Source organism: Paenibacillus sp. SC116, from assembly GCF_024733555.1.
Taxonomy (GTDB): Bacteria; Bacillota; Bacilli; order Paenibacillales; family Paenibacillaceae; genus Paenibacillus_B.
Genome location: NZ_JANIOF010000001.1, coordinates 506202 through 530216, shown reverse-complemented (window position 1 = coordinate 530216; position 24015 = coordinate 506202). Strand labels below are relative to the sequence as shown.

At 42.3% G+C, this 24015-nt stretch carries 22 protein-coding genes; 3 read left to right on the top strand and 19 right to left on the bottom strand.

Annotated elements, in window-relative coordinates:
* Window positions 1-20 precede the first annotated feature (20 nt).
* The 13 genes from NQ117_RS02105 to NQ117_RS02045 form a co-directional block, all read right to left on the bottom strand.
* Window positions 21-2567 carry a winged helix-turn-helix domain-containing protein gene (locus NQ117_RS02105; protein ID WP_258276368.1) on the bottom strand — a complete coding sequence of 849 codons (2547 nt, stop codon included), beginning with the start codon at window positions 2565-2567 and terminating at the stop codon, window positions 21-23.
* Between the two features lie 154 nt (window positions 2568-2721).
* Complete coding sequence (locus NQ117_RS02100; RefSeq protein WP_375163011.1) at window positions 2722-2856, bottom strand: hypothetical protein; 135 nt, start codon at window positions 2854-2856, stop codon at window positions 2722-2724.
* Between the two features lie 23 nt (window positions 2857-2879).
* A complete protein-coding gene (locus NQ117_RS02095; protein ID WP_258276367.1) occupies window positions 2880-4397 on the bottom strand; it encodes an ABC transporter permease/substrate-binding protein in 1518 nt (505 codons plus the stop codon).
* Window positions 4390-5364 (bottom strand): ABC transporter ATP-binding protein, encoded by a 975-nt coding sequence (locus NQ117_RS02090; RefSeq protein ID WP_258276366.1) that lies wholly within the window; start codon window positions 5362-5364, stop codon window positions 4390-4392. The genes NQ117_RS02095 and NQ117_RS02090 overlap by 8 nt, the downstream gene beginning before the upstream one ends.
* A gap of 413 nt (window positions 5365-5777) precedes the next feature.
* Window positions 5778-8033 carry an excinuclease ABC subunit UvrA gene (locus NQ117_RS02085; RefSeq protein WP_258276365.1) on the bottom strand — a complete coding sequence of 752 codons (2256 nt, stop codon included), beginning with the start codon at window positions 8031-8033 and terminating at the stop codon, window positions 5778-5780.
* Between the two features lie 186 nt (window positions 8034-8219).
* Window positions 8220-8618, bottom strand: a complete 399-nt coding sequence (locus NQ117_RS02080; RefSeq protein ID WP_258276364.1) for an SRPBCC family protein — start codon at window positions 8616-8618, stop codon at window positions 8220-8222.
* The gene (locus NQ117_RS02075; RefSeq protein ID WP_258276363.1) at window positions 8615-8944 is read right to left on the bottom strand and encodes an ArsR/SmtB family transcription factor; all 330 of its coding nucleotides are present in this window, start codon (window positions 8942-8944) and stop codon (window positions 8615-8617) included. Before NQ117_RS02075 ends, NQ117_RS02080 begins: the two co-directional genes overlap by 4 nt.
* 578 nt (window positions 8945-9522) lie before the next feature.
* Window positions 9523-10299, bottom strand: coding sequence for a glycosyltransferase family 2 protein (locus NQ117_RS02070; RefSeq protein WP_258276362.1), 777 nt, complete (start codon window positions 10297-10299; stop codon window positions 9523-9525).
* 253 nt (window positions 10300-10552) lie between these two features.
* Entirely contained in the window at window positions 10553-11737 is a 1185-nt protein-coding gene (locus NQ117_RS02065; RefSeq protein WP_258276361.1) for an aminotransferase class I/II-fold pyridoxal phosphate-dependent enzyme, read from the bottom strand.
* Window positions 11730-12668: a D-alanine--D-alanine ligase gene (locus NQ117_RS02060; protein ID WP_258276360.1), complete on the bottom strand. Its 939-nt coding sequence runs from the start codon at window positions 12666-12668 to the stop codon at window positions 11730-11732. Before NQ117_RS02060 ends, NQ117_RS02065 begins: the two co-directional genes overlap by 8 nt.
* A gap of 148 nt (window positions 12669-12816) precedes the next feature.
* Window positions 12817-14301 (bottom strand): aminotransferase-like domain-containing protein, encoded by a 1485-nt coding sequence (locus tag NQ117_RS02055; protein WP_258276359.1) that lies wholly within the window; start codon window positions 14299-14301, stop codon window positions 12817-12819.
* A 157-nt stretch (window positions 14302-14458) separates the two neighbouring features.
* Window positions 14459-14989, bottom strand: a complete 531-nt coding sequence (locus tag NQ117_RS02050; RefSeq protein ID WP_258276358.1) for a GNAT family N-acetyltransferase — start codon at window positions 14987-14989, stop codon at window positions 14459-14461.
* A 194-nt stretch (window positions 14990-15183) separates the two neighbouring features.
* Window positions 15184-15621 (bottom strand): carboxymuconolactone decarboxylase family protein, encoded by a 438-nt coding sequence (locus NQ117_RS02045; RefSeq protein WP_258276357.1) that lies wholly within the window; start codon window positions 15619-15621, stop codon window positions 15184-15186.
* A 211-nt stretch (window positions 15622-15832) separates the two neighbouring features.
* Between NQ117_RS02045 and NQ117_RS02040 the strand changes: the two genes are divergently transcribed.
* Window positions 15833-16333 (top strand): Rrf2 family transcriptional regulator, encoded by a 501-nt coding sequence (locus tag NQ117_RS02040; RefSeq protein ID WP_258276356.1) that lies wholly within the window; start codon window positions 15833-15835, stop codon window positions 16331-16333.
* 283 nt (window positions 16334-16616) lie between these two features.
* Here NQ117_RS02040 and NQ117_RS02035 read toward each other — a convergent pair whose 3' ends face one another.
* The 3 genes from NQ117_RS02035 to NQ117_RS02025 form a co-directional block, all read right to left on the bottom strand.
* Window positions 16617-17012, bottom strand: a complete 396-nt coding sequence (locus NQ117_RS02035; RefSeq protein WP_375163010.1) for a collagen-like protein — start codon at window positions 17010-17012, stop codon at window positions 16617-16619.
* A 180-nt stretch (window positions 17013-17192) separates the two neighbouring features.
* The gene (locus tag NQ117_RS02030; protein WP_258276355.1) at window positions 17193-18755 is read right to left on the bottom strand and encodes a sigma-70 family RNA polymerase sigma factor; all 1563 of its coding nucleotides are present in this window, start codon (window positions 18753-18755) and stop codon (window positions 17193-17195) included.
* A gap of 200 nt (window positions 18756-18955) precedes the next feature.
* Window positions 18956-19405 carry a VOC family protein gene (locus tag NQ117_RS02025; protein WP_258276354.1) on the bottom strand — a complete coding sequence of 150 codons (450 nt, stop codon included), beginning with the start codon at window positions 19403-19405 and terminating at the stop codon, window positions 18956-18958.
* A gap of 110 nt (window positions 19406-19515) precedes the next feature.
* Here NQ117_RS02025 and NQ117_RS02020 point away from each other — a divergent pair, with 110 nt between their 5' ends.
* On the top strand, window positions 19516-20454 hold the full coding sequence (locus NQ117_RS02020; protein WP_258276353.1) for a helix-turn-helix transcriptional regulator: 939 nt from the start codon (window positions 19516-19518) through the stop codon (window positions 20452-20454).
* Between the two features lie 60 nt (window positions 20455-20514).
* Here NQ117_RS02020 and NQ117_RS02015 read toward each other — a convergent pair whose 3' ends face one another.
* Window positions 20515-21033 carry a DinB family protein gene (locus NQ117_RS02015; RefSeq protein WP_258276352.1) on the bottom strand — a complete coding sequence of 173 codons (519 nt, stop codon included), beginning with the start codon at window positions 21031-21033 and terminating at the stop codon, window positions 20515-20517.
* Between the two features lie 96 nt (window positions 21034-21129).
* On the bottom strand, window positions 21130-22188 hold the full coding sequence (locus NQ117_RS02010; RefSeq protein WP_258276351.1) for a hypothetical protein: 1059 nt from the start codon (window positions 22186-22188) through the stop codon (window positions 21130-21132).
* A gap of 259 nt (window positions 22189-22447) precedes the next feature.
* On the opposite strand from NQ117_RS02010, the gene NQ117_RS02005 reads away from it, so the two are divergent.
* Window positions 22448-22834 carry a VOC family protein gene (locus tag NQ117_RS02005; protein WP_258276350.1) on the top strand — a complete coding sequence of 129 codons (387 nt, stop codon included), beginning with the start codon at window positions 22448-22450 and terminating at the stop codon, window positions 22832-22834.
* Window positions 22835-22909: 75 nt separating this feature from the next.
* Here NQ117_RS02005 and NQ117_RS02000 read toward each other — a convergent pair whose 3' ends face one another.
* A complete protein-coding gene (locus NQ117_RS02000) occupies window positions 22910-23812 on the bottom strand; it encodes a copper amine oxidase N-terminal domain-containing protein (RefSeq protein ID WP_258276349.1) in 903 nt (300 codons plus the stop codon).
* Window positions 23813-24015 lie beyond the last annotated feature (203 nt).

Sequence of the window (24015 nt, the reverse complement as noted above, 5' to 3'; positions counted from 1 at the left end):
AAAATAAGGTAGGTTGTCCTTCACTTGAAAGAATGGTTTTGTTTCGCATGCTGGATGGCTTGCGTGCGCCTCTGCACGCCGAGCTTGCGATAGATGTTTTTTACATGAAACTTTACCGTATCCACAGAGATTTGCAATCGAGAAGCAATCTCCTTGTTTAACAATCCTTCAGCGATCAGGTCAAGCACATTCTCCTCCTGATCCGTCAATCTTGTTTCACGAGAAAGTCTGTCAGAATGCCTGGCTCGGAATGCATGGAGCAGCTTCGAAATATAACCGAAAGGTACTGCTCGGGAACCTGGTTCATGCCGTTCTTCCAGATTGGACAGCATCTCTTCCATTACCGGCCCTTCATCAATGAAGCTGCGGATATATCCCGTCGGCTCAGAGATCCACAGAGCTGCCTTCAATGCTTCAAAAGCCTCCCGAGGCTGATCTGAGTACCACAGCACCGTACACTTCACTACCAATAGTTTGATGCGAAGTCGTAAGTAATTCTCCTTCTCAACCAACCGTTCCAAATTATCTATCAAATGAATCGCTTCCTCTATCCGTTCACTTACCGCCAGCACTCTTGCCAGCACCAGATATTCCTCCATACGATGCAGGGAGACTTCATCCCTGTACGACAGCCCATTCTGTTCCGACCAATCGATCGTCTTCTGGACCTGGCCTTGACGCAAAAATAGATGAGCCTGCTGCTCCTTGATCCTGCGCATAATCAAATCATAGTCCGGTGATTCAATAGTCAAGCTGAAACGTGTTAGCGATTCGATGGCTTCGCTTCCTCTGCCAAGAGCCAGTTGGAGCCACGACGATATCAGATGAAGCTGAACCCGCATCCATATGTTAGTTTGTAAATCCTCTCGTTTCATCGCCTGTCCAAGATATAATTCTGCTTCTTCTAAATTGTTCCACTCGTAATGGAGCATGCAATACGAAATATATAGATAGCCGACAAAAGGATAATGCTCCCTCTCCCCCCAGACATGAATCCACTTCAGTAGAAATTGCTCCACAACATGAAGATCATTGTTAAGGGAGAGAAGATCGGTGAAGAGATAATAGTCTTGGTATCGATTGCTTCCATAGTTTTGAAAGCTTCCTCCTTCCGGCAAATAATAATCGAGCTGTTCGAAATAATGTGAAGTTCTAATCACATCTCGCTTCAGATAGCAAATGATTCCGCAGAAATAATAGAGATTTCCCATCAACTGTTTCCACTCTAATTCTGGAATGACGGCCTTGAGCGATTCGAAGCGTTTCTCTGCTTGTTCGGCTCGTTGCAGCGCTTTGTTCCAATCTCCACCTTCTATTAACTTAGAAATATAGAATATCTCGAACAACGGTTTGTGTTCGTAACTGCTCTCGGGCAAGGATGTGATCCACCGGATAAGCACGTTTACTTTCGATTTCATAAGCTCTGGAAGGAGACTTTCGATCAACCTAACGGCATCCTCTACCTGCTGAGCCTTGATGTAATGTTCTATCGCATCTTCATTTAAGCTTTGGCTTTCGAACCAACTCGCGGCGCGAACATGGAATTGCCTCAACTGCTCCGGATTATCTCTGGCAATGATCTGCTGCAAAAAATCGGATAGCAGATGATGGTACCGATACCACTCGTGTCGGTCATCAAGTGGAATGAGGAATAAATTTAGTTGCTCCAGCCGCTCAAGCTGCCCCTGGCTGTCCTTCTGATCTGTGACTGCCTGACACAAGTCCCGATTCATCCGACTGAGCAAGGAAGTTGCGAGTAAAAATTGCTGCATCGATTCCGAAAGGTTCCCATAGACCTCTTCCAGCAAATAACTGGATATGTGTCGCTGTTGTCCGTTGAATTGGCGAATGGAAGCTGCAATGTTGCTGCTGCGCTTCAGCGTAATCGCTGCAAGCTGCAGCCCGCTAACCCATCCTTCCGTCTGGCGGAATAGTTCGAAGATCTGATCATTCGTTAAGGAGATTTTCATCATATCTCTGAAAAAAATAACGCCCTCATCCAAATTAAACTGCAAATCCTTCATATTGATCTGGACCATCTCTCCTTTAGCCATCAGTCTGGCGGTAGGGAAAGCCAACTCGACGCGGCTCGCGATATAAAGATGGACATGGGGAGGCAGATACTCAAGAAGATAGCTAAGGGAATGGTGAATGGCTTGTAAATCAATGACATGGTAGTCATCCAGAACGAGGACAAGCGAATCATCTAGTTGCTGCAGCTCGTTCAGAAGCGCCGATATTCCCGGCTCAAACGATGCTGCGGACTCCATTTCCAGAAGAAATCCCAGCTTCTCGCCGAAACCGGGAACTCTTTTTCGAATGGAGGTCAATATACAGTTCCAGAACGTTGTCCAATCGTTGTCCAGCTTATCTAACGAAACCCACGCAACTGGAACTCCGCATTGTTTCGCCCACGTGCCGAGCGCTGTTGTTTTGCCGTAACCGGCCTGAGCAGACACAAGCGTAAGCTTGGACTCTAAGCCCTCATTAAACTTACCGACCAGCCTTGGCCTGGATACCATAGATCTGCGAGCTTGAGGAATTTCAATTTTGATTTGAATAAACAAAGGTACTCCTCCAATGGGTCGTTTCAGCATATTTATGTACATATATTCGATTCGTTTCAAAATTCTCCTCTCGGATTAGGTTTCATTTTTACATCTGTCTTTATCGAAAAAAAAAGCCCTTCCTCACTTAGTGAAGAAGGGCTTCTATTAAAAGTTACATCGCTGCACGAATTCGTTCGAACAACACGTTGTTTTCAAGATGTGTATGCTCGGAGGTGTCCTTTTCAAGCATCGCTAACCGTTTATAGACTAGTTGGTACGTACCGCAGGCATCGCTATCAAAAATCAAGTAAATGAAACCCCTCTCCCTCATTAAGGAAGCAAATTGTTCTTCTCCAAGAACTCTTTTGCGACCGAAGCTGCCCCTTTTTTCTCAACATTTACTTTATAATTCATTAGTCGCATTTCATCATCCGTAATTTTATTGGACAATTTGTTCAATATCCCTTGCAGTTCCGGATATTTAGTTAAAGTGTCCGCCTTCAGTAAGGGTGCCCCTTGATAAGGTGGAAATAAATGTTTGTCATCATTCAATACGGTAAGGTTGTATTGTTGGATTTCGCTATCTGTTGAATAAGCATCAATCAGCTGAATATCCCCTGAATTCAAGGCAGTGTATCTTAGTGCTGGCTGCATAATATTGATATTGGCAAATTGAATGCCATACAACTTCTGGATCCCCAAATAACCATCTTCCCGTTCAGGAAATTCTGGTGTGAAGCCGGCAGCAATCAAATGCTCGATTGCTTTCAGATCGGAAATCGTACCGATATTATACTTTTCTGCCATAGATGAAGGAATTGCAAGTGCATAGGTGTTGTTGTAAGCCATCGGTTCCAACATGACCCAATTTAGTTTACTTTGCAAGCCATCTTTGGCTTGTTTGTATACTTGCTTTTGGTCTGTACTTATTGGTTGTTCTTTTAAAAGATCGACGATAGCTGTTCCAGTAAATTCAGTATACATATCGATACTGTCGGATAAAAGAGCGTTATATACGAAGGTGGTGCCTCCCATATTTGGCTTTAGCTCTACATTTAGTGATGTATTCTCTTCTATAAGAAGTTTATACATATTCATCAATATTTCTGGCTCCGATCCCAGCTTGCCGCCTATAACAATGTCTGCCTTTTGTGGTTGAAACCCTAAAGTCACAAAGATAACGAGGAAGACGGCGATGACAACGGAGATTACAGAAATCATTGACTTTTTGAATGAGAATTTCTCGATCTTTTTTAGCAGAAAATCGAATAATAACGCCAATACAGCGGCTGGAATCGCCCCCAGTAAAATGAGACTTGTATCGTTACGATCGATCCCGACGATGATTAAATCTCCCAGTCCACCTGCTCCAATGAGAGAAGCTATGGTTGTCGTTCCAATAATTAAAACCATTGCTGTACGTACACCTGCCATAATTACCGGCATGGCAAGCGGAAGCTCCACCTTAAGCAAAAGCCTGCGGTTATTCATGCCAAGACCTTTAGCGGCTTCAATTAAACTGCGATCAACTTCAATAATTCCAGTATATATATTTCTTAAAATAGGCAAAAGCGCATAAATGACGAGAGCGATGATAGCTGGAACTGTCCCAATTCCTACTAAGGGTATGAGAAGACCGAGCAGAGCTAAAGATGGAATGGTCTGAAATACAGCCGATATTCCGATTACAAGCTCAGCTGCTCTTTTCTGTCGCGTCAAATATATCCCTAAAGGAACGGCAATCAATAGAGCAAAAAATAAGGAGATTAATGAAATGGTCATATGCTCGATTAATGCGCTCCAAAGGTCTGCTTTTCGGTCCAGAAAGGTCTGCCACAAATTATTCATTAACGTTACCTACCCTCATTCTCAACTGATTCCTTACATACTGCAGCAAAGTTTGGCGACTTATCACACCGATAATCTCTCCATCTTTTTCAACGGATATTTGATCATGTTCGGATAATACTTCAAGAGTCCTTTCCAGTGAACTATTTACAGATAAGGTCTCCATTCCGGCACCCACTGGAGTTACAGATTCAGATTGGGATAAAAGGAGCTCTAGATCAAAATCTGCTATGCGAAGCATAGGTTCTGTCCTACCTATAAAGCTCGACACGAAGTCGTTTGCTGGATGATGAACTAACTCATTAGGTGTTCCCACCTGCACAATTTCCCCGTCTTTCATAATCGCGATGCGATCCCCTAACTTTAATGCTTCCTGCATGTCATGAGTAACAAACACTATCGTTTTTTTGATCGTTTTCTGAAGGGTCAATATATCGTCCTGCAGCTTTTCTCTGCTGATTGGATCCAGAGCACTAAAGGGTTCATCCATAATAATGATTTCTGGGTCAGCTGCAAGCGCGCGGATGACACCTATCCTCTGCTGCTGTCCACCAGATAATTCCCTAGGTTTTCTTTGTCCATAGATGTCAGGTTCCAAGCCTACCAATTTCATTAGTTCATGTACCCGTCCATCAATTTTCTCTTTATCCCACCTTTTCATTTCAGGCACGATAGCTATATTCTCTGCAATGGTCATATGAGGAAATAAAGCGATTTGCTGTAGAACATAGCCGATGTTCCAACGCAGCTCATGAATATCGTAGTCGCTGATTCTTTTCCCGTTAATGAGAAGGGTTCCTTCAGATAAATCAATTAAACGGTTTATCATTTTTAAAGTTGTTGTTTTACCACTGCCGCTGGGACCAATCAGAACAAAAAACTCACCTTTATTTATTGTCAAATCTAAAGCTTTTACTATAGGCGTACCTTGGTCAAAGTACTTAGATACATTTTGGAATTGAATCATGTTTTTACTCCATTTCTCTCGTCTGACTTTCAGTCATTATCAGCTTTGAAAGGTATTTACATACGTTTTGTATATAGAACGATTTTTTACTCATAAAAAAGGAACGATTCCTTTAACATGGCGTCGTTTGAACTCCGTGTTAATCGTTTGATTACGGCGTCTCTAATTTGACTTATGAGTGAAGCTGCATTTTATTTTATTAAATAGCCATTATAGTTTTACATCCAACTATCGTCAAATTTCCGATCTTCTTTCTCTGGTATTTCACCTAAGCTTATTTCGTCCTCTGCCCTCATTAAAGTCCATAAGAAAAAGGCTGTCAAATATGCCGACAGCCCTAATTGTTAACCTTTAATTTTCTAACCATCCTAGGAGATAACGAACCATGTCCATTTCTATATTGGATTTGAAGCTTATTTCAAATATCTTCCCGTAATGGACTGATCCGCATGGATGATTTGCGTCGGAGTTCCCACGAACACCACTTGGCCGCCATTGCTGCCTCCGTCCGGTCCCATATCGATGATCCAATCAGCTTGGCTGATCACATCGATGTTATGCTCGATGACAATTACCGTATTACCTGCATCCACGAGTCGGTTCATGATCTCCACAATATGTCCGATATCTGACATATGAAGGCCAGTTGTTGGCTCATCCATCACATAGATACTGCCCTGCTTATGCAGTTCGCTTGCCAGCTTGATGCGTTGGCATTCCCCACCTGAAAGCGTGCTGAGCGGCTGGCCGAGTGTAATATAGTTTAATCCCACATCACTCATCGCCTGCAGCTTGCGTACTACCTCTTTGAGCTTGAAGAACTCCAATGCCTGTTCCACAGTCATCTCTAGCACATCTGCTATTGACTTGTCGTTCAGCTTGTATTCTAGCACTTCTTCCTTGAATCGTTTCCCATCGCATACTTCGCATGGCAGCTTCACACTGTCGAGGAATGAAAGATCAGTGTACACAACGCCAAGGCCTTGGCAATTTTCACAAGCCCCTTTGGAGTTAAAGCTGAACAAGCCTGGACTGACCTTGTTTGCGGTAGCAAACGCCTTACGCACATCATCCATAATTCCCGTGTAAGTTGCGGGATTTGAGCGTGTTGACACGCCTATCGCGGATTGGTCGATGACGATCGCATCTGGATGCTGGCTAAGGAATACATCGTTAATCAGCGTACTCTTACCTGATCCAGCGACACCCGTAACTACTGTAAGTATGCCAGTAGGAATATCTACACTTACATTTCGCAGGTTATGGAGAGTTGCATTCGTAATGGACAGTTTACCTGATGACTGCCTGCAATCCTGCTTTAGCTGGAGCGGACGTTTCATATGGGTGCCTGTCAATGTACCTGATTCCAGTAGTCCTTCGTAGCTTCCTACATACATGATCGTACCGCCGCGACTGCCAGCGTGCGGCCCGACATCGACGATATGATCCGCTACCTTGATTACATCGGGATCATGTTCGACGACGATGACTGTATTACCCTTGTCGCGCAGCTTCTGAAGCAGTTCATTTAAGCGATGTACATCACGGGGATGCAAGCCAACACTAGGTTCATCGAAAATGTAAGTAACATCCACCAGACTACCACTAAGGTGCTTCACCATTTTGACGCGCTGCGATTCACCGCCAGACAATGTATCTGTCTCACGGTCTAACGTCAAGTAGTCAAGTCCGATATCCACCAGATGCTGCAATCGTTCCGCTAAAGACTTTATGACTGGGGCAGCGACAGAATCGTCAATCTCCCGAATGACGCGAATGAGCTGGCCGACCTCCATAGAGGACATGTCCGCGATATTGAGTCCATTAATTTTGCAACTAAGCGTTGCCTGACTTAGTCTCGCACCGTGGCAGCTAGGGCAAGAACACTCGGTTATAAATGGTGCAACCGTTTTTTGTGTACGCTCGGACTTTGCCTTCACATCCTGCTTAATGTATTTGTTCGTGAATTTCTCAAGAGCGCCTTCCACTGTAATATTCGTAGCCTTACCGGCGAAATCCATTTTCACTTTCCTTGCCTTGCCGTACAGTAGTTCCTCTAGGTCCTCATCCGAATAATCGCTCAGCTTTTTGTCCAGATCGTAGGAACCAGACTGCACGAGCATATTCCATTCCCAGTCGTTCACGTTATAACCCGGCAGCATAATTGCCCCTTCATTCAACGACTTGTTCATGTCTACAGCCTTACTCATGTCAACACCTAATTGGCGGCCTAGCCCGCTGCAATCTGGACACATGCCTTGCGGATCGTTAAACGAGAACATGTTCGATTGCCCAACATAGGGCTGACCCACCCGAGAGAAGAGAAGACGGAGAATGGGAGAAATATCAGTAATCGTCCCCATCGTGGAATGTGAGCCGCCACCGAGTCGCTTTTGATCCACAATAACAGCCATGCTCAAGTTCTCGATTGCGTCCGCATCTGGCTGCGGATAGCGCGGCAAGAAAGTACGCACGAACATGCTGAAGTTCTCGTTCAGCAATCGTGTTGACTCGGCTGCAATCGTATCGAAGACGATCGATGACTTACCTGAGCCAGATACCCCCGTGAAAATGGTGATTTTTCGCTTCGGAATGCGCAAAGATACATTCTTAAGGTTGTTTTCCCTCGCAGCCGAGATTACGATATACTCTTGATTCGATTCGTTCATGACTTACTTCCCTCCGTTAGTAATAGTAGCTACTTCTATTCATAATGGTTAAACGATCGGTAAGAAATATAAACCGGCTGCAATCCACATGCAGCCGGTTTATATTGATGTAAGAAAGCAGGATTTCAACTAACTTGCCTACTAAGGTTAGCCTTATAGAAGGACATAGCTAGTATCCATTTGCAGCTATTGTTCCAGCACTTGTTCAAGCTTGCCGCACCAGCCAGTCCAGCCGTGCTTAGCACCTGCAAGTCCATGAGGATTGGAGAATCCAGTTTGTTCTAAATGAAGATTAACCTTTCCATCTCCTAAATCTTGCAGCGTCCAGACGACCAAATGCTTCTCCGCTCCGCTGGCCCAAGAATAAGACAAACGACCTGGCTCTTCCACAACTAATACTTCTCCTTCAATTAAGCCATCCCACCATTCATTAGGCTCAGCTCGAAATTGAAAATGATGTCCTACTTCAGGCTTGAAATCATTGGGCAATACCCACTTTTCAAGCTTATTTGGATCAGTGATAGCAGACCATAGCTTCTCAATCGTTGTCGTATACTGAAAATCTAATTCTAGTTTTAAACTCATTCTTCTTCCTCCATTAATAGTTGATTTAAGCGCAGCATATTCGCACTCCAAAACTTACTGTAGAAAGCCACCCAATCTTGAACTTCTCTAAGTGGGGAAGCATTTAGTCTAAAACGCGTTTCTCTGCCTACTTTTCGATCAAGCACCAGTCCGGCCTCTTTAAGAATTGTCAAATGCTTGGATACCGCTGTCCGGCCCATTTCAAACTGTGCTGTCAACTCATGAAGCGGTATCTCCTCAGCCTCTGATAACAGAGAAATGAGTTGGCGCCTAGTCGGATCTGCAATCGCGTCAAACACATCCCGCGACGGGTTGTTCTCGCTCACAACACTCTCTCCTCACATTATTACCAAGGGACAGCCGTTAATTTCACAACCTTCTTAAAGCATGCGGCTATTAGAATGTATCGCCGATAAAGCGAGAACTTCTAATTCGACACCGTTCAGTGTCACTTCAACTATAGGACACCTTTTGGTGTCTTGTCAACACCATGTTAACATTCCGCATGAATACGATGAGTCAGCTGGGTGTCTAAACAATGATGCAAAGACGTTCATCTACCTGTCCACAAGTTAAAAAGCCTCCGTGCAATGGTGCAAAAGCTTCTATGATCATGACTCCGTTATGTAGGATGCGAGGCTATTTAACTGTTCCCATTCGGTTATAGATATCTACTATTTTCTACTAAAGCTTATCGAATGAAAAGGGGTAACTCATTCACAGAACATAAATCTTCGCTGGTTTGCAAAAGAGATAATGCTTGAATATATGAAAATGGTTTGCTTATTTACATAACAAAAAGACAATTTCCCCTCGTTCTTTCAAGAAATTGTCTCTTCATTTGCAACTGAATCGCCTATAATTACCATTTGTTCACAAATACAACCTTGTCAGACTCTTGTGCTCATTCCCATAATCGTTGATAAGCTGGATAAAGTCGCAAATCACTTGATTGCTGTACATAATGCAAATACGCCTGCTCAAGTTCCTCACGATTAACAAGATGTTGATGTCCTAACCTGCTGTGAATACTACTAGCTGACAACGTAGGACCAATTTGAAGTTTACGGAGCTTCAATTCTTCTGTCCACGGACTGAAGTAGCATTTAATAACAAACGCAGGATCAGGAACATCTAGGAACGGCAAGTAGGTAAACGATTGATCCGTCGAATGTCTGCCGACCGTATAACTTCCATGTTTATAACGATGAATGAACCTTCCGGCATGCGGAAGTATAAAACCATGATGCCGCTGTTTGACAAGCGGAACTTTTGGGTCTGGTTCTGTATATCCATAGTTAGGATCATCGACTAGAAATATGGTCCGAATATGATACATGCTGCTGCCTAACGTTTCAAGTTTCGCAAAAAACGGCTGTTTGTCTGGGAAACAGAGAAATTCGGTCGTATTTAACACCATTTTCCAACCTATGCATTCCGCCTCTATTTCCATCACTTCACGATCAACGAGTAAGGCGTCGAATTCAGCTACTTTGGACTCCCGAACTTCCCAATGAGGAGCAAGCTTTTTGCATATATCAACGGAACGATCGTTAGAACCGCGATCAATAAGAATACCATGTTTAAACAACGGGACATGATGCTTTAGCCACCATGGAAGTAAATACTCTTCATTGTAAAAATGGGAAATAACCGTACTCACATACAGTCCTCCTTTCATGCTTACAATATGTAGTTAGCACGTAGAATGGCATCTGCTATTATCCTGTCGATTTGTTTTTCATCTAATATGATGATCACTACTAGTCACGTGATGAATGCAGGGTATCAAGATCAAGATAAAAAAAACAGCCTAATGTTCTAGGCTGTTTTTTTATATGCTTAATAAAGATACGACGTGATTTGCGAGGCAATATTGTCTATAACCCATTGCGATAAAGTCAACTAACGTTTCATCAACGATGATCGTTTCTTCAAGCAAACTGCATCATCTGCATAAACCTTCCCATCCGCTCCAGCACTTTCTCCAAATCGACGAGCGAAGTTGCATAGGAGCAGCGGATAAAACCCTCTCCGCTCGATCCAAATACATGTCCCGGCACTACCGCTACCTTGGCTTCCTCTAACAGACGAAGAGAAAATTGCTCAGATGACATACCTGTGGAAGCTATAGAAGGAAAGGCATAAAAAGCGCCCTCAGGCACATGACAGCTTAACCCGATTGCATTCAAGCCAGCTACAAACAGTTTGCGGCGCTCATCATAACTCGCCATCATCTCATCTTTGGCTGCCAGGCCATGACGCAATGATTCGAGCGCAGCGATCTGTGAAATAGTTGGAGCGCTCATAGCCGTATACTGATGGATTTTCAACATACCAGCTATTAATTCGTGCGGGCCGCATGCATAACCAACCCGCCAGCCTGTCATCGCGAATGCTTTGGAAAAGCCGCTGATAACAATCGTACGTTCCTTCATGCCTGGCAAAGAGGCAATACTGACATGCTTTCTACCATAAGTTAATTCCGCATATACTTCGTCCGATATCACAACCAAATTGTGTTTATTAATGAGCTCCACAATCGGCAACCAGTCCTGCTCAGTCATAACTGTTCCCGTCGGATTGCACGGATAATTGATCATCAAAACCTTTGAACGAGGTGTAATCGAACGTTGCAGTGCTTGCGCTGTCAGTTTAAACTGCTCTTCTGCGGTAGTAGACACCTCGACGACATTACCACCGTGCAAATGAGTAATCGGCTCATAGGCGATATAGCTTGGCGCTGGAATTAGCACCTCATCATCCAGATTGATTACTGCTCGCAGCGCCAAGTCAACGGCTTCACTACTCCCCATCGTCACGATAATCTCCTGATCCGGATCATAAGAGAGCTCAAAGTTGCTAAAAAGATATCCTGAAATCTCCTCCCGCAGCTCCATCATGCCAGCATTAGAAGTATATTTTGTATGCCCTTCCCGCAACGCTTGAATGCATGCTTCACGTATCTTCTCTGGTGTAATGAAATCTGGTTCTCCGACTCCAACCGCGATCGTATCTCCACCCGTTTCATTTAGATCAAAAAATGCGCGAATGCCTGATGGTCTGATTTCCCGTACACGTGAGGATAAAAATTGTCCTGATCCCTCTTCTCTACACATATTGCACCATCTCCCATTCCTGTTTCCGTTCATGTAGCGAGCTAGAAATAATGCGATCCAGCAATTGAGCAAAGCTCATCCCGGCCGCGGCTGCGCTCTTCGGAAGCAGGCTGTTGGCTGTCATCCCCGGTAACGTATTGACTTCCAACACGTACGGTCTATCCTCACACAAGATCATATCGACCCGTGCATACACCTTGCACTGCAGCATCCGATAACTGGCTAGCGCAGCTTCGCGCACGTTCTCCTCAACAACGGGAGGAAGCTGAATTACCTTCTCCTCAGCACCACCAGTCTCATATTTTGCTTTAAAATCAAACCACTCTGAATGAACGGAGCGAATACCGATAATTGGCAACACTTCGCCATCTACAATTGAGCAAGTAAGCTCTGTTCCTTTAATATAGGGTTCAATCAAAATAGCTTGATCCAAGAGACTAGCCTCCTGCACAGCTGGCAGCAGTTCCTTCTCATTATGCACAAGCTGGATGCCGATACTGGAGCCTCCCATATTCGGTTTCACGATAACAGGGTAACCCAACTTTTCTACCGCTTCCGGATTATAATCGTCCATCCCCTGCCAGCAAAGGCCTGCAGGCGTGTGCACGCCTCCTGCTTTCAACAGCATCTTCGAGAGCTGCTTATTCATACATAGACTGCTAGCTAAAACACCGCTGCCCGTGTATGGAACGCCTAATGTATCCAATGCTCCTTGCACCGTACCGTCTTCTCCATATTGACCATGCAGTGCTAATAGTGCGAGATCGATGCCAGTCTGCTGCACTTGACCGATTAAATCTGCTCGTTGATCGATAACGATTGGAATTACTTCGTATTTATTACGATCCAAATGACTGATCATCTCTTGACCAGTCTGTAAAGAAACCTCACGCTCAGTGGAAATACCACCCATAATGACACCGATTCTCATGATGACACCTCATATTTTATAGTCGTTGCATGCCGACGGATGGTTAATCCGCCCATAATCATTGTTATTTTTCAATAACTCTTGTCGAGCGGTAAAAAAAGAACATGCTACTTCAATTGAGCCAATTTATTAATGGCTTCGTCCTTAGTTAAAGCAAGCTTCGCAACTGCTCGCCGATGATTTGAATACCTAACTTAATATCTTCATCCGATACTCGCGAGAACCCAAGCCGTAATGTATTCGTTCCTTCGCCTTCTTCAATAAAAAATTTATCCCCTGGTGTAAAAATAACGCCTTGTACTGTACACGCTTCTAGCAATTGATGTGTATTTACTTTGGTCTGGAAGGTAAGAAACAAATGTAATCCCCCGTCACCAGATAGCTGTGCTTCAGGGAGATAAACTTCACAGTATGCCTTCGTCAGCTCGTATTTGCGCTTATATTCCATGCGCGCTTTTTTTACATATTTATCGAAATTTCCATTGAGCAAATATTGATACAATATCGCCTGATCGAATGTTGAGGTATGAATGGTACGAGCACGCTTCATGCTTTCTAAATGGTGGATAAGCGCATGGTCTCCGAGCACCCATCCTACTCGCAAGCCAGGAAACAGCACCTTAGAGTGACTGCCAATATAGATGACTCCGTTGCCTTGTCCTGCTGTCGCTATTAATGGCGCAACATGTGCTCCCGAGTAACGCAGTTCCTCATTGAATCCATCCTCAATCACGGGAATCTGATATTTCCTCATTAATTTCATAACGGCGCTGCGCTTCGCCGGCGACATCACGATGCCAGTAGGATTGTGATAGGAAGGAGTCAAGTAAGCTAGATCAAAGCTGGTTGCCTCCTGTTTCAATACGGATTCTAGCTGCCCAACATCAATACCATCACGCTCCATCGGAATACCTGTAATCTCAAATCCGTGCAGCTTCAAATTTTTGATCGCTGTATGATGGGTTGGATTTTCACAAATGGCCCTACCTTTGCGCCCGGAAGGACGTAGTGCAGACAGCACAATATCGAAGCCCTCCGTAAATCCATTCGTAATCAGCATATCCTTGCCGGTTAAATCAACACCTTTATTTTCCATATAATGCATTAGATAATCGATGAGCGGCTTATACCCCTTCGCATAACCGTAATTAAGCAGCACTTGCCCTTCGATAGCCATGCGGTCCATAAACGCTCGTCGTACATCACCCAGATCAAACAACTGCTCATCTGGAGCGATGCTTGTAAACGAGATCGTTCCTTTTTGGGCGCGGATGCCCTGTTTCATCAAATCTAGCTCCACAGCCGAAACCGCATATTCGTTCATTCGTGCCTTCCAGTCAATCTGCCAGGCAGTAGAACTGTCAGTTCCTTCATTATTTACATTCGAATGACGTACCAGTGCGGCCACATAACTGCCTTTGCCGGGAATCGTATATGTAAAACCGTCATCTTCTAGACCTTCATAGGCTGCAATGACTGTGTTGCGGCTCACCTTTAGCAAATCGCTCATTTCTCTTGTAGCGGGCAGCTTCTGATCTACTTGATATGCCCCTTTTATAATTAAACGTTTGACGTATTCTTTTACTTGTATCGAGACCGGACGGTCACGAACGACTTGGAAATCTTGGAACATTCTTCATCGCCCCCATTTATAATTGTGGCATAGGAACCGTGAGAAAAAAAGAACCACCGCATTGGATTTTTCATCCTACGGTGGTTCTACTGCTTCGACCATGTCTAATTGCTTCACTTTAATCGGTTCGATTGTTCTCGTCAGCTTTAGAAGAAAATCAATCGGATATTAATTTGGAATACATGTGGAGATCGTTAAATCTTCCATTTACTCTTTCATACTGTCTGAGTGTCCCCTCAAGCGTGAAGTTTAGCTTTTGTAGAAGTTTTATAGAGCTCACATTCTCTAGCTCTACTTTGGCTTCGATTCGATTTAGATTTAACGTGGAGAACCCGTAATCTAGCAACGAACGGACAGCTTCGGAAGCGTATCCTTTCCCCCAATATGCTTTAGCCATATCATATCCGATTTCTGCTTTTGCATGTTCAAAATCTAGATAGTTGAAGCCGCATGAACCTATAATTTCATTTGACTCCATCTCAATGATAGATAGACGAATGGCTTTGTTATCCTTAGAAAGTTCATCTAGTAGTTTAATCATATCCTTAGCCTGATCTTCATTCGTGAAGGAAGTGACATTCATAAACTGGGTGACATCCGGATCAGACCAAATGGTAAACAAACTTGATGAATCGGATTCCTTCATTTTTCTCAAATGCAATCGTTCTGTATACAACTCTGCAATCAATATTTTCACCTCCCTTATATTGAAATAGTTGGTGTTAGAATATTGACCATCTGCGCATAGTTCAGTCCCTTCATAAAGAAAGATAGTTTCATTATACAAGACTGGGTAGTCTTAATCCATACTATTCAACCAAATGTTGGTATGGTTTGATTATGAAACAACCATACATTCCATCATGCATGCCTATTTGAATTTCACTTCGCGGTATTGCCCATTGCAATAGAAATTCGATTCCACGTGTTAATTTGACCAATAATGATGAGTAATTCAAAGTACTGTTCTTCATTAAAGAATCTACGAACATGTTGATACAAGGCATCTGTGACACCGTGGTCTGGAATAAGTGTGATATGTTCTGTTAGTTGTAATGCCGCTTTTTCTTCAACTGTATAGAAATCACACTCTTCCCATGCGCTTAAACAGTAAAGTCTTTGCTCCGTTTCGCCGAGTTTTCTTGCTTCTGCTGTGTGCATATTGAGACAGAAAGCACATTTATTGATTTGAGATGCGCGTATTTTAATCAGCTCTCTAATCGTCTTGCTAATCGACGAATGATTAATTACTTTCTCCATTTCATACAATAACTTTAAACCTTCACTTGGTTTTGCGTTGTAGTTAAAGCGTTGTGCCATTTCTAAACACTCCTTTATTAAAATAGTTAATCAAGAACGTTATTATTGTCGACAATATTAATCGACGATATGATTTATCTAGAATAAAATATTTTATTTTGAAAGTCAATTTTTTAGCAAAAGGTTTAACATGGGTTCGATATTGACATTTAATCTCCATTCCTTCTAAGATTGAACACATATAGGAACGTAAACAGAAAGTAGGATACATATGGCTTATAGCATTGGTGTAGAGTATGGATTACATTGTTTGGTTTACCTGATTGGTATCCCTTCCAACTCAACAATTGGTATAAAAGAATTAGCAGAATTTCAAGGTATTTCAGAAACATACCTATCCAAGATTTTCGGTAAGTTATCGAAATCAGGTATCGTCCATTCAGTACCTGGAGTCAAAGGCGGCTATCGTTTAGCAAAATCTCCTAATGTTATTTCATTTTGGGATGTCGTGGAGGCAATCGAAGGTAATAAGCCTATCTTTCAGTGCAAAAATATTCTCAGTAAGGGATTTTTGGATCGGGATTCGGATAAACCAAGCTGCCAATCTCATAATCCTAGCTGTACCATTAATTTGGTCATGTTAGAAGCAGAAGAAAAAATGCGAAACGAATTACGAGCTAAAACACTTGATTGGTTAGACAAAGAGCTCGATAGAACATTACCTCCTAAGCGTAGGGAAAATACCAAAGCTTTCTTTGATAAGAAAGAATAAGTACTTTCATTAAAAGAATCTCCGTTGTTTAGAAAAAGCAGACAACCCTATACATCTAGGGATTGTCTGCTTTTTTTGTATGTAACTGTCTGCTAACTACATATGGATTAGAATGATCCCCACTGTCTTAGCAACAAGTTCACTGGATTCATTCTACATAAGGCTTCTTTGTTGCCTTATGTAGCTTGTCTGACAAGATGGCTTACGTACATGTTCACTCCCCTGATCATAAATGGCTGCCCTCCATATGCAGGCAGCCATTTGGATATATGATGAGGTGAAGTTAAAAACAAGTAAAGGAAACAATTTGCCTCAAATCAACCCCGAAGAATATCCACCTTCCACGGAAAAATCTAAATCCCGATACTGAAGTTCGTCCTACAAAGGTTGGAAAAAACCAGAAGCTATCCCCGTTTCTCAGCCAAACGTAAGTATTCCGAAATAAACATCTAGAAATAGCTCCGGGGTCAATAGCGAAGGGAGACATTTGAGGTACAAATGGTGGAGGTGGAGCCGTTGGTCCTTGGTGTCCTCCGCCTCCAGGTGGTCCGAATCCTGGACCTGGGCCGGATGGCGGGAATGACGGTCCGGGTCCGGGTGGTCCTAGACCAGGTGGTGGACCTGGTGGAGGCATTAACGGCCCAGATGGCCCTGGTCCTGGCAATGGTATAAACGACATTTAATTCACTCCTTTTGAAGATAGGCTAAAACAATGTATGTTGGGGTGATTTCATCGGATTGGACGAATACCTACGCGCGATTAAGTTTATACTTGTTCAAGTTTTCCTAGTTCCATGAAAAAAGCCTCGATGAATTAAAATCGAGGCTTCAATGCTTGTACGTATAAAGTGCATCCTTTCTATGCTTTTACCACTAGCTTAAGCTTCGAATCCCAGCGCCAGTTCGCTGCCCCTTGTAAATGAATACCGCCTACCCACTTATCCAGCTTCTCTAAGTCAGTATAGTCTATTTTCCCCTCTAATACGTCTTCAGCCAATGCTGTTAGTTGCAGTACACTTTCATGGAACGGCAGCGAAGACTGATTCAAATCAGCGAACGGCACAATCCCCTTCTTAACTTTCAACAATGGATTCTGCCCAACGATAAGGGTGTTTAGTATGTACCAGTACTCCAGATCGCCCATCCCAAGTTCATGAAGACGATCACCAACATGTTGGAACACCTTGATAGGTGTGTGAATTCCACTTGCTATGGTTTCCAATGTAAACTGCTCTATAATTCCTAGACCGTTCAACTCAGAAGGCAGACGTGCTAAGTGCGCTTCGAAAGCATGCCTTAGAAAAGGCAGTGCTGAAGTGTCCTGTACCAGCAGCTCTATCATTTTATTAGGATCTTCTGCCGCATAGGCTTCCCATGCTCTACTGCCCAACTCTAATTCAACACCTCCAATAGGAGTCCATGTACCGGATAAAGTTTCAAGCTGCTCTGTGCTCAACTGGCCTAATCCGCGAAACAGTTGGATCCCGGGATAAGACCCGATACACAGCAAGTTAAGTTTTGTTTTTCCGAGCGACTTTCCATTAAACCAATTAAGCAAATAGCTTAGCATCGTCTGATCGAAAAGATCATGTTCAAACCAGAGCACGACTTCATCATAATTTTGAAATTGGTGAAGCTTCTGCTCCTGCTCTTTAGCAATGCGGATATATTCGGACGCCGGAATCCCAAGTGTGCGCTCTAGGTACTTCGCCCGCAGCTCTCTGTTATTAAACTCGCCCATTTCCTTAAATACCGGTCCGAATGGATAGAGCTCCCGCCATACTAATATCTCCCCTTGCATATTTCCTTGTCTCAGCTTATCTGCTACTACATCTCCATTAACAATATGAAGCATTCGTGTACCTCCTTCATATAAATCAGTGAACACCGAAACCAAATCGGCTACATGCAGGGTATTTTTCAGTTTCTTACGTGCATCAAATAATCTCTTCTTCAATGCTGTCGAGGATATTTCCAATGTATCTGATATTTCTTGGACGCTGTACCCTTGAAAATAATAAAGCTGTACCGCAATACGCAGATGTGACGGCAGATCCGCCACAGTTGCATGGAGAGTCCGAAATAACTCTCTTCTCTCGACAATCGCTTCCAAACTCTCCTGATTATCGCTTGGCAGCTCAAGCTCATGAAACGGAGACGTGTGAAATGACTTACGCCGTAAATAGCGATAGCACTGACGCTCTACGATTACTTTGAACCACCCCGGAAAACGTCTGGGATCCTGCAGCTTTTGCAGATTGACAAAGGCTTCGACAAAGGCTTCTTGAACCGCATCTTCTGCCAAATGAAGATCATGTAATTTTTCATAAGCGACAGCTATAGCCATGCCGCTGAAATGTTTAACCAATTCATCATAGGCTTCCGCACTGCCTCGTTTGGCCTCTTCCACCCTCTGAATCACTTTCTTTTCAACCTCCTTTAACATTTTATCTATAAGTAAAGTGTCGTTAATGATACAAAAGGTTACCAAATGGCTACTTATTATTTTTTCACATCGAAACGATTAATGATAGTAACAAAGGTAATTCCCTATGTCAGTCATAATAAATAAACAACCACATCACAATAGACATGGTTGTCATTCTTTTCAGCACTATATGTTTATCGTAATCGCTCATCATACATAAGTTGTATTTGAATCCCAAACGGGTCTTCAATAATACCGTATGCTTCGCTGAATATATTTCTAGCTAAAGGCACAATGATTCTCACCCTGTCATCGGTAAGCAAACTCGTATAAAAACGTGTGATTTCTTCTACGTCTGCACTTTGAATACATAATGAAGTGTTGTTGCCAACGCGATAGCTTTCTTTTACATCCATTGTATCTTCAGCCAGCATTACTTTTGTTTTTCCGATGGATAGTACGGAGTGAGTTATATGATTCTTATTTTCATCCGTAAGCTGCATCGAGCGGTCGCGTTTCGCCATGTCTTCATACGTAACAAGCAACAATTGCTCTGCGTTGAAATGCTTTTTGTAAAAATCGATTGCTTCTTTTGCTCTGCCATTCATCGATAAGAAAATAGCTGCTTCTAGTGTGGCACTCATCGTTTAAGTCTCCTTTTTGAGTCGTGATATTAGGGTATTTGATGCATACCTTGAGCTTATTGTAATATGTAAAGGTATCAAAAGATGACACCATTATATGAGGGGTTACGATGAAGAAATCGGAACGATTAAATGACATGATACGTTTCTTAAATGGTCGAGAGTCTTTTAACTTAAGTGATATCATGGATAAATACAATATTTCAAAAAGCACGGCTTTACGTGATATTAGCTCGTTAGAGCAATTAGGGATGCCTATTTTTTCGGAACATGGCAGATATGGACGCTATGGTATTTTAAAAAACAGGTTGCTATCCCCTATTACCTTTACGATCGATGAAGTGTATGCATTGTATTTTGCCATGTTGACGTTAGAATCCTATCAATCCACGCCTTTTCATTTGCGTGTCCATAAACTGAATGAAAAGTTTGAGAACTGCCTTTCCAAAAAACAAATCGAGCAAATTCACAAAATGAAAAAAGTACTGCAATTTGAAATGTCCCAACACCGTAATGTCAGTCACTTTTTAGATAATATATTAAGAAGTATTCTTAATAAAAGTAACTGTACAATTCAATATGTGAAACAGCACCAGACAAAGAGATACGAGGTACAGTTTTTCAAAATTTCCGCTAAATTCGGGCAATGGTATGCGGCTGGGATCGAGTTAACTACAAATCAATTTAGAGTATTTCGATGCGATAGAATCACTTCTATAGAAGAAGCAAACAGCGAATCTCCCTTTTCTGTTGATGAACTCATTCGTCGTTCATTAGAAATGTATCAATCTGAGGAGCGTATTCCCTTTGAAGTAGAAGTTTTAGAGCAAGCGAAGGATATTTTTGATAAAGAACATTACCCTTCTATGCGCTTAGAAGTAGGTAATAAGACAGTAATTAAGGGGTGCTATAACCCCGGGGAAGAGTTGTTTTTGGCGGACTACTTTATGAGATATGGTCAATATGTTGTTTCTGTGAAACCTGAATCACTAAAACAATTGATCCAAGTAAGAATAAAAAATCTTCTAGCACATTATCAAAACTTATAAATTGCATGAAGAAGCAGGACAGAAATTGATCTTTGGGTCTCTGTCCTGCTTTTATTGTGGTTAACTAATGGCTTGCTTGAACTTGATACATGTCGACGTATCAAGATGACCTAATTGCCTAAGCATGGTAGTTATGTTACCACGATGATAAGTTCCATGGTTCACCACATGTTGGATATAGTCCACGCATCTGGCCTGAAATGTACCGGATGGATGTATAACTTCTATGTCATCAAGCTGCTCAATGAATGCGCGAAACCGAACCGCTAACTCCTCTTGCATCTGACCTAGTTCTTCGATACTCCTGCCTTTGGTCTCTGCCGAGATACTGTCAATGGAACTTTTCAAGTGTTCCACATGTTCTTCGAACATATCAGATGCAACACCTGCCCTCAGAAAAGACAGCCAACCTCGATCGACTACATACATATGAACGAGCGTATCGTATATCGTTGGAAAATCACTATCGACTTTCTGTCGGTACACCGCATCGGGAAGGTTCTTTAAATAATTGCAAACTTGCTGGTTTGCCCAAACATGGTAGTCAAATTGCTGCAGCATATACGTTTTCAATGTCATTCCCCGTTTCTATCGGGGAAGCACGCAGTTAAAGGGCAATTATGCGTCTAACCCATCAATAGTATGTTCATCCCGCTAGTACCTGTACATCGTTCATCAGGTGACGACTAAATTTTTATCAAGCATGGTAGTCAGTTTTTGCAGCAGAGCAAGCTCTTCATTTTTAAATTGGTCGAGCCGTAATTTCACCGTTTCGAACATTTTTTTGTCTTCGCGAATTTTATGACGAATGTATTGATCCCTCAATTTCATTGCCCTTTTTGTTATATCCTTATATCCCTCGACAAGTTCTTCATCGTACGGGATGATTCCCTTTTCCACCATATATCCGATTCGATCACTCATCATTTTTTTGTGCTCCCAGATTACATGAAGATGCCTCAAATTGTTTGGATCTTTGAGTCGAGGATCGTTTTTCTCTGCGGCATCAAAGTACATCTGCAAATAGTCATACACCTTAATTCCGTAGGCTTCTTCATTGTCAAAATTATAATTGATTCGGTTTAAATGGGTCTCCCCATGTAAATAATCTTGAAGTTGATCGATCACGGATGTTGTATCAAAAGGATAAGGAAAATGCGGCTCGTATTTATAAAAATACGTATGATGATCGGCTGTGTAGTTTTCCTTAAGAAGCTGTCGCATGGAGTCAATAGCATCCTCAAACTCTTGGAACGAAATTTGCAGATTGCGGTAAACTTCTTTATTGTCGAACATGGAAACATAAAAAATGCTTTGGTCCCAATCGAAGCCATATATAAAAAGATGATGAGGGAAAGGATGTTTTTGATAACAGGCCGCTGTCGATAGCTTTGATTCGTCTAAAAATACGATACAGTAGTAGCCATTGCGAATTTGATCCGCGAAAAATTTAGGCCAATCATCTAATGCCAAACTGTCCAAAATCGAATAGTTGACGGAGCATGTTAGTAGAAATGGGTTGTTGAAATTGAGTTCGTTGGGCTTGCCCCTGAAAAAATCGACATAGAATTGCCTGTCGCCATCTAGAATTTTTTTTGTGCAAGACCATTGGATAAAGTTGCTGTAATACCAAGGAAGCGATTCTTCGTGGCCACTGGTAATCGAAAGCGTATAAGCCCACCGTAAAAATCCTTTAAGTGGTGGATTGAATACCGGAAGCTGTACAACATTCATAGGTTTCTCCCCTTCTGATAAGTCCAATTAGAGTGAATAGGACGTAAGCGATTACAGTAAAACAGTTGTCAATGGTTCTACTACGAATTTGTACAAGCATTTAGTCTAGTTCGATTGTAGGCAAGCTATATAATCAGTGCTGTGTTATTATATAACGATAAAATAATGCTTTAGTCTAGACGATTATATTAACTTGCGAAAAACTTCCCCCTAGGAGGAAAATTATCTACTGATAATATTTAGATAGGAGTGGATACAGATGAAACCACGGGTTTCTATTATTACACTTGCAGTAGACGATTTAGATAAATCGTTAGCTTTTTATAGATATGGATTAGGTTTGAGCGACATTACCCTTGGAGGAGATCATATCCTTTTTCAATTGGAGGGTGATTTATCATTAGTGCTCTATCTAAGGCATGAATTCGATAAATCAGCTAATCAATCAAGCACAACTGAGAGGCATTCTGCAATTAGTCTTAGCCATAGCGCTGACTCCAAAGAAGAAGTAGATTCTATCTTAAACAAGGCTAAAGAAGCTGGAGGTACAATACCTACGGAGGCTATAGAATATGATTGGGGCTATACCGGGTACTTTAAAGATCCCGATGGACACCTTTGGGAAATCGTCTATTTTAAATCGTAATACCAAAAGAAATTTAAATGTAAAAAAGTCGATTTCCTGGATAAGGAGTCGACTTTTTTACTGTGCTGCCGATATTTACTTGGCATCCTTTCGTTTTTCACCTTCGATTGGGACGATAATCTTATTTTTATTTTCCGGTTGAGACCTGTCAATACGTCCAAGTTGCGTTTCGTCACCGGAGCTGTTAATTTTTCCGTATTCGGTGGTATCCATCATCAAAATATCAGTAAAGTACACGGAGTTTCCAAATGCCGCTGGCTTTGTCCCCCACTCGCGGTTTTTAGTGTCAGACGAATCGTACATATCTTTCGCCCATTTTACTTCGGCAAAACCATGTTCATTGAATTCAATATATTCCCTCAGTCCTTTATACTCTCTAATGAATCGTAATGACTCACCCTCAGGGAAAATATAGCGGCTAGTAAACCCTTCACCAGTCCACTCTAACGCGCCCTTCTCACGCAAAACTGGTAACGAAGTCGCAATCCGTCGAGCATCAGCCAAGTCCCCACTCATTAGCGTTTCGACTTGCTTCATCCGGGAAGGGGTTTGAACAATCGTATTTTTGCTCTGCTTATGGTAATAAACGCTGCCCCCTAGTTGTTCAGACAAAAAACGAAGTGGTACATAGGTACGTCCGTTACGGATCGTTACTGGAACGTCCAGCGTTTTTTTATTTCCATTGACCAAAGCCTCTTTCTTATCAGCGGTAAGCTGGATGTCGATTGATTTAGCTTTATTCGTAATATTTATCGTCTTTTTCTTTTTATCATAGGAGTAATTTACCCATGTAGGGTCATTAAACGCAACCAATTGCACGAGCGTTCGGCCCTCTAACGTTAAGACATCGTCCTGCCGTGTACTGTCGATAAAGACCTCTGGAGATGGTTGTAGACCAGATGCTTGTACAACTGACCCCGCTGAAATTGTTCCCCAGACAAGCGCTGCTGCCATAATACTAAGTAAGCTTTTCTTCATAACGTACCTCCGGGTTAGTGTTTTATATGTATTTGTATATATAGACGTATTTTCATACACAAAAGTTTCTATACATTAGACAGACTATCTACAAAATAGCATCAAATACTATAGAACTTTAAAGTACCTAAAGCACCTAGAAGTGCCTACAGTACTTTTAAGTACGTACTTCACAATAAATTCAATAACCTGCACAATAGCAT

Coding starts and splice junctions, on each gene's coding strand:
- NQ117_RS02095 (WP_258276367.1), bottom strand. CDS start 4,397: ATGAATAATTTGTGGCAGACCTTTCTGGACCGAAAAGCAGACCTTTGG.
- NQ117_RS02090 (WP_258276366.1), bottom strand. CDS start 5,364: ATGATTCAATTCCAAAATGTATCTAAGTACTTTGACCAAGGTACGCCT.
- NQ117_RS02085 (WP_258276365.1), bottom strand. CDS start 8,033: ATGAACGAATCGAATCAAGAGTATATCGTAATCTCGGCTGCGAGGGAA.
- NQ117_RS02080 (WP_258276364.1), bottom strand. CDS start 8,618: ATGAGTTTAAAACTAGAATTAGATTTTCAGTATACGACAACGATTGAG.
- NQ117_RS02070 (WP_258276362.1), bottom strand. CDS start 10,299: ATGAAAGGAGGACTGTATGTGAGTACGGTTATTTCCCATTTTTACAAT.
- NQ117_RS02065 (WP_258276361.1), bottom strand. CDS start 11,737: ATGTGTAGAGAAGAGGGATCAGGACAATTTTTATCCTCACGTGTACGG.
- NQ117_RS02060 (WP_258276360.1), bottom strand. CDS start 12,668: ATGAGAATCGGTGTCATTATGGGTGGTATTTCCACTGAGCGTGAGGTT.
- NQ117_RS02055 (WP_258276359.1), bottom strand. CDS start 14,301: ATGTTCCAAGATTTCCAAGTCGTTCGTGACCGTCCGGTCTCGATACAA.
- NQ117_RS02045 (WP_258276357.1), bottom strand. CDS start 15,621: ATGGCACAACGCTTTAACTACAACGCAAAACCAAGTGAAGGTTTAAAG.
- NQ117_RS02040 (WP_258276356.1), top strand. CDS start 15,833: ATGGCTTATAGCATTGGTGTAGAGTATGGATTACATTGTTTGGTTTAC.
- NQ117_RS02035 (WP_375163010.1), bottom strand. CDS start 17,012: ATGTCGTTTATACCATTGCCAGGACCAGGGCCATCTGGGCCGTTAATG.
- NQ117_RS02025 (WP_258276354.1), bottom strand. CDS start 19,405: ATGAGTGCCACACTAGAAGCAGCTATTTTCTTATCGATGAATGGCAGA.
- NQ117_RS02020 (WP_258276353.1), top strand. CDS start 19,516: ATGAAGAAATCGGAACGATTAAATGACATGATACGTTTCTTAAATGGT.
- NQ117_RS02015 (WP_258276352.1), bottom strand. CDS start 21,033: ATGACATTGAAAACGTATATGCTGCAGCAATTTGACTACCATGTTTGG.
- NQ117_RS02010 (WP_258276351.1), bottom strand. CDS start 22,188: ATGAATGTTGTACAGCTTCCGGTATTCAATCCACCACTTAAAGGATTT.
- NQ117_RS02005 (WP_258276350.1), top strand. CDS start 22,448: ATGAAACCACGGGTTTCTATTATTACACTTGCAGTAGACGATTTAGAT.
- NQ117_RS02000 (WP_258276349.1), bottom strand. CDS start 23,812: ATGAAGAAAAGCTTACTTAGTATTATGGCAGCAGCGCTTGTCTGGGGA.